Below are 12826 nucleotides of genomic sequence, written 5' to 3'. Positions count from 1 at the left end.
AATGTTACCAATGTATGAGCTATGTGAGAAAAAGCAGGGATTTGCTAATGTGCAGAGAGGATAAGTAAATGAAAGGTTACAAAGGTAGCGACAGTTACAAAACCGCTAGCGTCGTTAGTTATGAGGTCTTCTATCAGTAGAAAGACAATCACAAAACCCGAGAATAAAAAAGCGTAACTCGTCTATGACAAAGCTACGCTCTTGTCTAAATCAAGGGATGTCTCGCTGTTATTTGGGGCGTTATTTGCGACGTAGCACAGTTAAGAGACGCTGATGAATACCTTCAAACCCACCATTCGACATAATCACTATCGCATCGCCTGCTTGCGCATGTGTGCTGATGTGCTCGATAATAGCATCGACACTAGAGAGCACTTGCTGATGGCCAATCTCACTATTTGTGGCAGTGGCCTGTTCGATGACTTCTTTTAGACCCCATTCTAGACCGGTAGGCTCATACCAAAGCGTGTGGTCAGCGAGCGCGGCAGACTCAGCTAGACTGTGTTGGTGAATGCCCATTTTCATGGTGTTACTACGCGGCTCAATGATTGCCCAGATACGTCTACCAGCCAGTTTCTTTTTGGCGCCGTCTAAGGTGGTCATAATAGCAGTGGGGTGATGGGCGAAGTCATCAAAGACTAAGATGTCGTTTACATTGCCAATCAGCTCCATGCGACGTTTGATACCAGCAAACGCAGATAACGCGGCACAAGCAGTCGAAACACTGACCCCAACGTTATAGGCTGCAGCCACCGCCACCAATGCATTGTTCACATTATGTATGCCGCTCATCGACCAATCTACAATGGCTACTTCATTAGTATCAGCTGCAAAAACCACCTTAAACTGACTACCGTCTTTACTTAACAGCTCCGCTTGCCAGTCACTACTGTTTGTTAGGGAGCTATCTTCTGTAGTCGGTTCAGGCACCGTAGAGTCGATCACTGCTGTACGCCAAATGGGGGTCCAAACCCCTTTTGCTAAGGTGTCCTCTAAACTGATGGTCGCGGCTGGCATGATGATTTTGCCAGTGCTGGGTATCATGCGCACCATGTGATGAAACTGGGTCTGAATCGCGTTGAGATCAGCAAAAATATCAGCATGATCGAATTCAAGGTTATTTAAAATAGCGGTACGCGGGCGATAATGAACGAACTTTGAACGCTTATCAAAAAACGCAGAGTCGTACTCATCCGCTTCAATGACAAAATACCCCGTCTTTGAGTTATCATCACTGTTTTTTTCTGCACCCAAATAGCTGCTGTGTGCGAAGACTTGCTGTAGGCGTGCGTCAGTGGTATCGACCAAGGGGACACCGCCGATCAAAAATCCAGTGTCGATGCCGGCATATTGCAGTATCCAAGCGAGCATGGTCGTCGTCGTTGTCTTACCATGAGTACCCGCCACAGCGATCACATGGCGCGATTGTAGCACTTGCTCAGATAAGAACTGCGGCCCTGAGGTGTAGCGTAGGTTTTTGTCTAGCATATATTCGATGACATCCATGCCACGCTTCATGGCATTACCGACGACCACCAAATCTGGTGCCGGCTGTAAATGCTCTATCAGATAGCCTGCTTCGATCGTGACGCCCGCATTCTCAAGTTGGGTGGACATGGGCGGATAAACATTGGCATCTGAGCCTGTGACAGTGTGCCCAAGCGCACGGGCCAGTAGCGCCAGTGAGCCCATAAAAGTACCACAAATACCAAGAATGTGAATATGCATAGACGTTCCGTACGAACTTAAATGAAAGGAGTAAAAGGGCAGAGTTCCCCGTAACTTTGGCAGCATTCAAGGGCTGGCAATGGTCGGAGGTCTGCTGTCTAACTATCATCAGCACTGGCTATTGTCTGTCTTAAAAAGTGCAAACAGACACTAGCATACCAGTGTGGCAACAGGCACTCATTGTAAAGTAAACACCGTTAGATGACCAATAAAAAACGCCTAGCGTGTAGGCGTTGTTCTTCTCATCAATATGACTGATTTACCCTTATCTTATAACGGCTAACCACAAATTTGCAGACGCTTATTTTTTCTGACTGGCTGTCTCATTGTCTATGCTGCTACTGTCTTATTTACGCGATAGGGTATAGTCACTGTCAAGGTTTTTGTACTCATCCATTAACACGAGATGATTGTCTTGAATATAGTAAGTCTCAATGTTTTTGTCTTCATAGACAATGGTAATGATATTGTTGTCTTGGCGATACACACCAGACTCCAATAGCGGCGCACGTGGTGTTTCAGGATAGTTATAAATACTGGTCTTTAGCACTGAGCCGTCAGCAAACAAGTTTAAGGTAACATCGATATTAGCACAGGAGTTACAAGGAACCATGCCCCCATAATCGCCCATTAACGTAGCCTGTAGAGCGCTACTGCTAGGCGTGTCTGATCCCACCAGCGTCTGTTGCGTATACGCCTCATTGCTTGATTGAGACTGGGCGGCAGCAATGAGCGATTGCCCATCGGCCCCTGTATCCCAGTCGCTATCAGACTCCACTTGACCCACACTACTATCTTGCAAGCGCACGGCGGCACTTTGTAAATCAGAGTCTGCTGAATTACTCACAGGAGCAAAGGTAGTCGCCACGCCTTTATTGGCATTAGATGAGGCACTGTCGCAGCCAACAAGCAGCAAACAAATCGGTAACGCAAGCAAAGAGCAGCCAACGCGTCTAATGACAGTCAGAGGGATAGAGCGAATAGGCGCAAAATATATCATGGTCATACCAAAAACAGTTTTTAAAACAGTGTGTCTAAAGGTTATCTATACTATCGGCAACACAACGCTGTTGTCAAAAATGCAAGATAATAGAATATATAAGTTTTCAAAGAACCAAAGGTTGCAAACTTAATAACGTCATTTAAATTTTTATCGTTAAGAGGATGTTACCAACAGTCTCAAGCTTAGCGGTTAAAAGGGTTGCGTAACTAAACCCCATTGTTCAAACAAAAGGCCCATAGGCTATGTCAAGATAGCAAGAGCTATCGCTATATCTGTGGTTTTTTTGTTATGGACAAACTATCTAAAAGGTCAGGCTGACTACCCAACCAACCAGTAGATCTGATTAATAAAGGTTGGCAGCCGCGCTTAATAGGGGCTTACCTCAACACAGACAGGAAGGAGGATATCACTCATGTCTGCTGCGATAGAGGATTATAGCGGAAAACCCATGTGAATTCTAATTTGCTACTAAGCAAGACGATTATGGGTGGCAGGTCGCAGGATACGCCATAAGATCAGACCATGTACCACCAGTAGTAAACTAAATAAAATCAAAGACTGCTCAGGGATGCTTAATCCCATAAATGTCCAGTCAATAGCGGCACACTCGCCAGAGCCTGCAAAGACCTCTTTAAATACTTGTAAAATAGGTAAGGTGTCTAGCCAGTAGTCGAGTCCTGGGCCGCAAGAAGGCACTTGATCAGCAGGCAAGTGCTGTAACCAAACGTGACGCCCCGCCACCGCAGTTGCCCAGCCAGTCCCCGCTAAGCTACCAAGCCACAACCCCAACCTGACAGCCACAGATTTGGGGTTGAATAGTGCTGCTATGAGGGCAAAACCACCCATGACCATCAAGCCAATACGTTGGAAAATACAAAGTGGACAAGGTAAAAGCCCCAGATGGCGCTGCAAAAAAAACAGGGCAAAACTCATACCTATCACGGCCATTATCACTAAAAATACTTGTAAACTGCGGTAAGTGGTCAGCTGTAGCATCAAATGGTTACTCTTATAAAGTAGTTATCTATAAAAATGAGATAACATTCAAAAACATTGAAGGTCACAGTCAAGACTTAGCGATACTGTTGTAAAAATTCCATAAAGTCTTCTGTTTCGGCTTTTTCAATATCAGCTTGCTGTAGTAGTGATTTTTCTGCCAGCACTTCATACTTAGCTTGGGTATTTGGGCTCAGCGTTTGTTGCAATAGTGAGTCACGATGCTGCTCGGCTAAGGTAAAGCCAAGCTGCCATAAGCTGCCCAGACGCTTACTATCAGAATTGACTTGGGCTGAGATGGTCGACTCAGGATGTCCTGCTTTGCCTTGCATTAAGGCGACTGCAGCACGGTAATCGTTGCCACCATAGTGAGCGTCAAGTAATGCGGCAAGCGGTTGCATACGTTCTAAGTGTTCTAGCATCCAGCTTTCGAGTAATTTCTCTTTGCCACTGTCTAAGATATGCAAGCCCTCACGGCGACCTTCGTTTACCACGCGCTCAAGATTAATGGCCAGCGCTTCCTCTTCATCAGGTAGCAGGTTGGGTGAGTCGCTCAGCAGACAGTAGAGTGCCATGACTTCTAAGAAACAGGCGCTAGAGAGACGGATGCCGACATCGCTATAAGGGTCGAGATCGATCGCGCGGAATTCAACATAAGCGATACCGCGACGCTCAAGCGCTTCGGTCGGTGTCTCGCCGCTCATCGCGATTTGTTTTGGGCGAATAGGGCTATAGTATTCATTTTCTATTTGTAAAATATGGTTATTGATCTGAATAGGGTTGCCATCCGCATCATCTAAGCCAAGCTTGGCAAAGCTTTCATGCGGCGTTTGAATCGCCCGGCGCAATCCATCCACATACTCTGGTAGATAGTTATAACGTATATCAAGTTGCTCTTGCACACTATTGGTATAGCCAAGCTTGCCCATCCGCAGGCTGGTTGCGGCAGGTTTGTAGTAGGTTGCGTCATTTAGTCGCTCTAAATCATGCTCACGCCCTGCTATAAAACAAGGACACACGCTTGGGCTGGCCCCAAGTAAGTAAAGAACGAGACTGGTCAGACGCTTAAAGTTGCGAATAAGTCCTAAGTACTTTTCGTTTTTGAATTCTGTCAGCGTTTGGCTTTGCGCTGAAGGCACTTGTGACTGCCAAGCTGCAAACAATCCATCACCAAAAGACAAGTTGTAGTGTAAACCTGCGATCGCCTGCATACGACGACCATAACGGATACCAAGTCCACTACGATACAAGGTTTTAAGCTTACCAGTATTAGAGCTGCCGTAATTGGCTAATGGAATGTCTTCATCGTTAGCCGACAGCATACATGGCATCGATAGCGGCCACATCAGCTCACCTTCGGGTATGCCTTGATAGACCAACACGTGCAGCTGACGCAGCATGTTCAGCGTTTCTTTTGGTGAGGTTTTGGGCTCAGTGATGAGTTCAAGTAAGCTTTCTGAATAATCAGTGGTAATAAAAGGATGGGTGAGTTTTGACCCAAGTTTGCTGGGATGGGGGGTTTGGGCCAAGTAACCATCAGGCTTGACGCGAAGCCCCTCTTTTTCGATACCACGTAGCATACCCGTTAGCAGATTGGTGTCAAACCAGTTGGGAATTTCAAAATTAACAAAGCTACTCGCAAAATTACTCATAATAGTCATCTATTGTTATTTATTATGGTGGATCAAAACACGACTGGCGTTTGACCATAACAGAGGTAAATATTGGATTTAGAATGCCGTCAGTTTAGCTTAAAGCTGTCTTGAAAACCACGAACAATTACAAATACGATAAGCTTTGCAAGGGTTCAACTGCCTAGATTCCAGCAGTTATTTGGTTTAAATTATTCATCAACAGCGCTTTACTATTACTCTATAAAATAAAAAGCATCTACCCATTAGATAGATGCTTTGAAAGCGCTACGGTAAGCGTATTATCATAGCGCGGACGAGCTTTTAAGGCATCATGACGGACAAGTAATGCGTCCTCATTTAAATAGAGAACGACGAGCCACAGCCACAAGTGGTGGTGGCATTTGGGTTGGTCACGATAAAGCGCGCGCCCTCTAGTCCTTCAGTATAATCAACGGTAGAGCCTTGCAAGTACTGATAACTTAGCGAATCTACGACGAGCGTCACATCACCATTGTCAAAGTTGGCATCGTCTTCATTTAAGTCATTGGCAAAGTTAAAGCCATATGAAAAACCTGAACAGCCTCCGCCAGTCACGTACACACGTAGCATCAGGTCACTGTCACCTTCTTCTTCACGTAGGCGACGGACCTTTTGTGCTGCGCTGTCAGTGAGGCTCAAGACGGTTGGATCTACAGGTTGGCTCGAGCTTGGGTTAAATTGGTTGGTTGAGTCGTTCATATCTACCTCAGTTGCTAGGATCAAAGGCTGTCGTCGTCCTGTTTGGGTTTGCAATTCATTGTTTGCAAATAAAGATACGCACGGCGTTTGATTTGATTGGGTGCTGTCATTGTGGCAACGCTGTTAAAACATTATAAATATTACTTTGGTGCCACCACAACGTTTTCGTTGATTGCTGACACATCTCTTGTAGCAGTATATCATAATGGGGGTGGCACATCGTTTGTCAAGCGTGTCACCGCCAACCAAATTTAATGTAGCGACTTTAGCCTTTATGATGCCCATTATTTTTTGTAACTCTAAGCGCTTTTTACGCAAATAAATACTTAGTTTTGAAATAGTTATTTAATCGTTTGCCTATGGGTCATGCGTTTGAAATAATAGCCGCCAATTAACATGCCAGATGTGTGTTTTTCTTGCCTTATATTTTATATTACTGTTGAGATGAAGAAATTATATGATCGAATTTAAAGACGTTGGTGTTCGCCGTGATGGCCGTGAATTGTTTGCAGGGGCAAGCTTCCAGCTACATCCGGGCCACAAGGTTGGCTTAACGGGCAATAACGGCACGGGCAAATCTACCTTGTTTGCCCTATTATTGACGCAAATGGGCAAGGGCGAGACTGAAGTCACGCTGGATCGGGGTGAGGTCAGCATTCCAGATAGCTGGCATGTGGCGCACATGGCGCAGGAAGTGGGAGCCAGTACTCAGACGGCGATTGATTATGTATTGAGCGGTGATGAGCAGTGGTATGAGATTAACGCGGCGTTAAATGATTTGAGTAGTGTCAGCGATGAGCAGATTGGAGTGTTGCATCAGCAGTTTGATGAAATCGATGGCTATCGTACGCCGACCAAAGCGGCGCAAATCATGGCAGGACTTGGGTTTAATACCAACCAGCATGAGTTGCCTGTAGAGGGGTTTTCGGGTGGCTGGCGCATGCGTTTGAATCTGGCCAAAACCTTGATGAGCCGTGCGGATTTAATGCTGCTTGATGAGCCAACCAACCATTTGGATTTGGATGCAATCTTATGGCTTGAGACATGGATCAATGCCTATACGGGTCTGGTCATTGTGATCTCGCATGACCAAGCATTTTTAGATGCCACGGTCGGTCACATCTTGCATGTTGAGCAGCAAAAAATCACCCTTTATACGGGTAATTATCAGCAGTTTATCCGTACACGTCATGAGCGTATGGCGCAGCAGCAGCAAGCGTTTGAAAAGCAGCAAGCAACCAAAGCGCATTTGGATGACTTTATTCGTCGTTTCCGCGCCAAAGCCAGTAAAGCCAAACAGGCCCAAAGCCGTATCAAACAGCTTGAGCGTATGGCAGAGCTGTCACCGATGATGGCAGACAATCCTTTCTCTTTCCGCTTTTATGAGCCTGCCAACATGAGCTCCCCGCTGATTGAGCTGACACAAGCGGATATCGGCTATAGTGATACGCCACTTCTCTACAACGCCAATGTACAAGTAACGCCTGACACGCGTCTTGGCCTGCTGGGTATGAATGGCGCAGGTAAGTCAACGCTGATTAAAGCATTAGTGGGTGAGCTTGGGATTTTATCAGGGACGTACCGTGTGTCTGATACCCTAAAATTAGGCTACTTTAACCAGCATCAAATGGATATTTTAGATGCCAAAGCAACGCCTATAGAGATGTTGCGTCGCTTGGCAGGTAAGACTTCAGACGCCTTATTGCGTTCGTTCCTTGGTAGTTTTGACTTTCGCGGTGATCGTATCGATACGCCAAGTGAGCTGTTCTCGGGCGGTGAGCGCGCGCGCTTGACCTTGGCATTGATTGTTTGGCAGCGTCCAAATGTGCTGGTACTGGATGAGCCAACCAACCATTTAGACTTACAAATGCGCCAAGCATTGACCATCGCACTACAAGGCTTCCAAGGCGCGGTGGTACTGGTCTCGCATGATCGTGAGCTGATTGCCAATGTCTGTGATGAGCTGTATTTGGTCCATGATGGGCAAATCGATGAATTCGATGGTGACATCAGTGACTATGGTAAGTGGTTGGCAGAAAAGCGGAAGCAAGAAAACTCACAAGATAAAAGTAGCCATAAGAAGAAAAACAAAAAAGAGAGTAAGAAGTTTGTTTCACGTGAAACAGCCGATAGTCAAACGAGTAATAAAGCGCCTACGGTAGCATCGAAAAAAAAAGCCGCTGAGTCGGCTCTGAGCAAAGAAGAGCAGCGTAAACAAGCCGCGGAACAACGCAAATTAACCGCACCCGTGCGCCGTGATATTGAAAACACAGAAAAAGTATTGGCTAAGATTGCGGAAAAACTAGACACGCTTGAAGAAAAGCTTGCCGACAGCACCCTCTACGAAGACAGCCGTAAATCTGACTTGCTCGTATTACTCAATGAGCAAACGGCTCTACAGCAGCAGCATAGTGACCATGAAGAACAGCTACTGTTAGCGATGACGACGTTAGAGGACATGGAAGCGGGTTTTGAATAAAGGAGTCTTATTAGCAGGTTTTGATGGGGACAGTCGTTTTTAATACAAAAAAGACGTAAAAAAGGGAGGGCATTAGCCCTCCCTTTTTTATTACGTTATTCCTTACGGTATTTACCATCACCATAAGATAATATTTCCATTGTCGTGGTACACAGTTGACAGTTTATTTGACCAGCAGCGGCTTTTGATAAATCCAGAATACGGCCTCGAATAAAAGGCCCTCTGTCTGTGATTTTTACAACTACGCTCTGCTTTGTCTTTTGATTGGTCACTTGTACCTTCGTTCCAAACGGCAACGTACGGTGCGCGGCCGTTAAAGAGTTCATGTTAAAGATACTACCACTAGCGGTACGTTTTCCATGAAACTTACTCCCATAATAACTGGTGTTACCAGCAAAAACGGTGGTGCTCAGCAATAGTGACAACGTGATAACCAAAGACTTGATTAAATAAGACATTTAATACCTTTAAGCAATTTATAAGATAGACAGCTACTCTTGCCTATATCATCCATACTCCCTACGAGTATCGACGTTATATTCATTTTAAAGCACATAAATTGTCGTATCCTTACGGCTCTGTAAAAGAACGCCCAAGTTCAAATATTACCCTTCTAACACTTCAAAAAATCGCCCCAAAAAAATCAGCCAGTGAGCAGGTGTGACAAAATGCCCGGTAGGCGTTGCTACACCTACTGTCTGCTAATAAAACGGTGTCTCTAGATAATAGAGTCAACCAGTATTTGTGTAACATAATCATCAGTGATGTCTCTTGCAATCTAACCAACACAGTAGAAAAATATAAATAATGCTTGGGATCCGATTAGGCTAAAGCTATGAGGTACAACCGCTCAAGCGGCTCATGGTCACTGAACACTATCAATAAAGGTAAAATGAAAGAGTAGCTAGGCTAGTGTAAAAAATATTTCTATATTATTACCATATTGTAGTTTTTATAAAATTAAACATGATCTTAGCACCAGAAATATTTAATGCTGTCGACATTGCTTTGGGGTAATGATCTTAATAATCATAAATGGATACGGACAGATTTTGTCTGTTGGGATAGACAGAAAATGGACAACTTAACCTAAACATTAGCAGATAAGCTCAAGCTGTCTTGGCCATTAAAGGTAGGGGCGCGCACCGATTTGTTTACCGATCACAGTCACAGTCCTTATATCCAAGTGAGTACAAGGGTAGGAGCAACGTTTGGCCAGTAGCTACTTGGCTATGGTATGGTAAATACAGTGATTTACGATCAAGACCGACATGCAGACAACGGGTCCTGCGGGCTAAGCGTGACATACAAAGTGCTGAGCTGTCTTATGTGGTAGCTCAGCGCGAAGGCCGTACCGCAAATGCACTTACTAAATTGACATTACGGCAACAGTTATCGAAGAGCAATGATGCCAGAATCATACTGACACACGCCTATAATACTGCTTTAAGCGAGGCTGTAGACCCAGTAGTCATTAAGGCTTGGCACCATGATTGATGAGCTCTTAACGATACAGAGAATTCACTATAAGTGACAGCGTCTCGTTTGGATTATCCGTTACGTATCGACATGTAATTATTTGTGCCCCCTAAAAATTAACGCGACTATCGACACCAACAGTCAGCAACAAAAAATGAAACATTGCCTCATCATCCCTATATTATGTATTAAGTAAACCGTTAATAATAAATACGATAAGGAAAAATAACATGGTAGAGAAAAATTATTATGACATTTTAGGGGTCAAAAAAGACGCCTCAGACGCTGATATCAAAAAAAGATACCGTAAGCTCGTCCGTCAATATCACCCTGATGTCAGTGATGATCCAGACGCTGATAACAAGATTGCGGAGATTAATAACGCTTACGAAACCATCAGAGATAAAGAAAAACGGGCTGAATATGACGCCATGCTAGACAACCCCTTTGCTGGACAAGGGGGCGGTTTTGGTGGTCAAGCTGCAGGCGGTAGTCAGGGCGGTTTTCGTTGGGAAGATGTCAAAGATCAGTTCGGTGATGGCGAAGCGTTTGGCGAGGGTGGTTTTCGCTTCGACGATATTTTTTCAGCGTTCGGTCGCGGTGCGCGCGGCTCGGCAGGTGGACAGTCGCAGCGTGGCGGCTTTGATCAGTTTGGTGGAGGCTTTGGCTCGCAAGATAGCAAAGGGCAAGATCAGCATGCAGAGATTACGGTTGATTTAGCCTCGGTATATAGTGGTGATGATTATAGTATTAAGTTGAATGTTCCGGTCCGCCAGCCTAATGGTAGCGTGGCGTACGATAATAAAACGCTTAAAATTAAAATTCCTAAAGGCATCACTGACGGTAAGCAAATCCGTCTAGCAGGACAAGGTGCTGCTGGGAATGGTGGTGGCAAAAATGGCGATTTATTCTTAAAGGTGAAAATTCGTCATGCAGATAACATTCGTATCGAAGGAGCGGACGTCTATCAAACCGTTAATATCGCGCCATGGGAGGCGGCATTAGGTGACAAAATTAACGTGACTACGCCAGCAGGAACTTTGGCGGTGACGATTCCTAAAAACAGCAAAACTGGTAATAACTTACGCCTAAAAGGTAAGGGTATCCCGGCCAAACAAGCGGGCGATTTGTATTTAACGTTAAACATCGTGAACCCTGATATCAGTACGGAGGCTGCAACACAGGCCTACGAGCAGCTCAAACAAGCTTTTTCTGAGACCAGCATTAACCGTTAATGGCTGTGTTTGATCAACCACTGTGATAGAGATAAAACCATACGATAACGATGAAATAAAGCGCAAACGAGGATAACAGCTATGAAACACTCGCCTGAATTGACCGACATTATCATGAGCTTAGATGAGCTAGTATCTGCCTGTGGCCAAGAGCGCCAATGGGTGATCGAATTGATTGAAGAAAATATCATTGAGTATGATGTGCCAGAGCATGAGCAATTTACTGGTTATCAGCTGACAACCGTGCGCCGTGCCTCACGTCTTAGCCGCGACTTTGAAGCCAGCGTCCCTGCTATTGGTTTGATACTGGAGCTGTTAGACGAGCTTGAACAATTACGCCGATTCAAACGTCAGCTCGATATGCCAGCCCCTGTGATTGAGGTAGATGCTGATCATTTGAGGTAGTTAACCCCAGTTCGGGATAAGGGCTCAAAAAAAAGATAAAAAAAGAAGTCCGAAGTTGCTAAAGTGAGTTTACCAAGACAAACTTCACAACAAGGACTTCTTACATGGACAACCTAACCGAACTATACTGCCATATTGACGACTTTTATCAGCAATTCAAACCTGAGTTTGACGCTCATTTAATCGCAACGGGACACCAAAGGTTAAGAGCATGCCAGATAAGTGTAGCAGAGATTATGACCATCTTGGTACTGTTTCATCAACTGCGGTATCGACAGTTTAAGGCGTTTTACTACCATCACATGCTTGGCATGATGAAACGGGCGTTTCCAAATCTGCCGAGCTACTCGCGATTTATAGAGCTTGTGCCGCGCAGTATCATGCCACTGTGCAGCTACTTGCAAAGCATGATGGGCGACTGTACGGGTATCAGCTATATTGATTCAACCAAGATAGCAGTTTGTCATAACAAGCGTATCTACCGTCATAAAGTCTTTAAGGGACTTGCAACCCGAGGCAAAAGCAGCATGGGCTGGTTCTATGGCTTTAAGCTACACGCCATTATCAATCATAAGGGCGAGCTTGTATCTGTTAAAGTCACTGCGGGTAATACGGATGACAGAGTGCCTGTTAAGGATATGGCAACGCCTGTGTTTGGCAAGGTGTTTGGGGATAGAGGCTATATCAGTAAAGCCCTAAACGAGTGGCTCACAAAACACAGTGATACCACGTTGATAACCAAACTTCGGCGTAATATGAAACCCCAATTACTTGAGCCTATGGATGAGGCACTACTCAATCATCGCTCTTTGGTTGAAACGGTGTTTGGAGAGCTTAAAAACTTGTGCCAAATCGAACACTCACGCCATCGTAGTGTCACGGGGTTTATCACAAACTTGCTGTCAGGTTTAATTGCTTATTGCTGGTTTCCCTATAAACCCACCATCAAAAATATGCCTCAGCAGGGACAGGTAGCAACATTGTAAATAGTATCAATGAGTTACAATGTGGCTTATCCCGAACTGGGGTTAGTTAACTAAATAGTAAAAATTAGACCATAAAAAAGGGCTGATTTGAACTGACCCCCAAATGTTGGACGGTTTAAGTTTATATCAAGGACTGAGTTCTG

At 44.9% G+C, this 12826-nt stretch carries 10 protein-coding genes; 4 read left to right on the top strand and 6 right to left on the bottom strand.

Annotated features, from left to right (window positions below; all coding sequences use genetic code 11):
- Positions 1-240: 240 nt before the first annotated feature.
- From mpl to erpA, 5 genes are all read right to left on the bottom strand, one after another.
- Positions 241-1728, bottom strand: a complete 1488-nt coding sequence (gene mpl / locus JFC06_RS08905; protein ID WP_198334762.1) for a UDP-N-acetylmuramate:L-alanyl-gamma-D-glutamyl-meso-diaminopimelate ligase — start codon at positions 1726-1728, stop codon at positions 241-243.
- Between the two features lie 346 nt (positions 1729-2074).
- The gene (locus tag JFC06_RS08900; RefSeq protein WP_226949448.1) at positions 2075-2734 is read right to left on the bottom strand and encodes a copper resistance protein NlpE N-terminal domain-containing protein; all 660 of its coding nucleotides are present in this window, start codon (positions 2732-2734) and stop codon (positions 2075-2077) included.
- A 465-nt stretch (positions 2735-3199) separates the two neighbouring features.
- Complete coding sequence (locus tag JFC06_RS08895; protein WP_193005684.1) at positions 3200-3727, bottom strand: disulfide bond formation protein B; 528 nt, start codon at positions 3725-3727, stop codon at positions 3200-3202.
- Positions 3728-3804: 77 nt separating this feature from the next.
- Positions 3805-5379 carry a glutamate--cysteine ligase gene (gene gshA, locus JFC06_RS08890; protein ID WP_198334761.1) on the bottom strand — a complete coding sequence of 525 codons (1575 nt, stop codon included), beginning with the start codon at positions 5377-5379 and terminating at the stop codon, positions 3805-3807.
- A gap of 339 nt (positions 5380-5718) precedes the next feature.
- Positions 5719-6099, bottom strand: a complete 381-nt coding sequence (gene erpA / locus JFC06_RS08885) for an iron-sulfur cluster insertion protein ErpA (RefSeq protein WP_227670198.1) — start codon at positions 6097-6099, stop codon at positions 5719-5721.
- A 457-nt stretch (positions 6100-6556) separates the two neighbouring features.
- On the opposite strand from erpA, the gene JFC06_RS08880 reads away from it, so the two are divergent.
- Positions 6557-8578, top strand: a complete 2022-nt coding sequence (locus JFC06_RS08880) for an ATP-binding cassette domain-containing protein (RefSeq protein WP_198334760.1) — start codon at positions 6557-6559, stop codon at positions 8576-8578.
- A gap of 95 nt (positions 8579-8673) precedes the next feature.
- Here JFC06_RS08880 and JFC06_RS08875 read toward each other — a convergent pair whose 3' ends face one another.
- Positions 8674-9036 carry a septal ring lytic transglycosylase RlpA family protein gene (locus JFC06_RS08875; RefSeq protein WP_193005680.1) on the bottom strand — a complete coding sequence of 121 codons (363 nt, stop codon included), beginning with the start codon at positions 9034-9036 and terminating at the stop codon, positions 8674-8676.
- Between the two features lie 1251 nt (positions 9037-10287).
- Here JFC06_RS08875 and JFC06_RS08870 point away from each other — a divergent pair.
- The 3 genes from JFC06_RS08870 to JFC06_RS08860 all read left to right on the top strand — a co-directional run bounded on the left by JFC06_RS08870 (position 10288) and on the right by JFC06_RS08860 (position 12683).
- A complete protein-coding gene (locus JFC06_RS08870) occupies positions 10288-11292 on the top strand; it encodes a DnaJ C-terminal domain-containing protein (RefSeq protein ID WP_198334759.1) in 1005 nt (334 codons plus the stop codon).
- Positions 11293-11373: 81 nt separating this feature from the next.
- Complete coding sequence (locus JFC06_RS08865) at positions 11374-11697, top strand: chaperone modulator CbpM (RefSeq protein WP_198334758.1); 324 nt, start codon at positions 11374-11376, stop codon at positions 11695-11697.
- Positions 11698-11801: 104 nt separating this feature from the next.
- A complete protein-coding gene (locus JFC06_RS08860) occupies positions 11802-12683 on the top strand; it encodes an IS982 family transposase (RefSeq protein WP_198334757.1) in 882 nt (293 codons plus the stop codon).
- The last annotated feature ends 143 nt before the right edge of the window (positions 12684-12826 follow it).

This window comes from Psychrobacter namhaensis (assembly GCF_016107545.1).
GTDB lineage: Bacteria > Pseudomonadota > Gammaproteobacteria > Pseudomonadales > Moraxellaceae > Psychrobacter > Psychrobacter namhaensis.
This window is presented reverse-complemented; position numbering and strand designations above follow the sequence as displayed.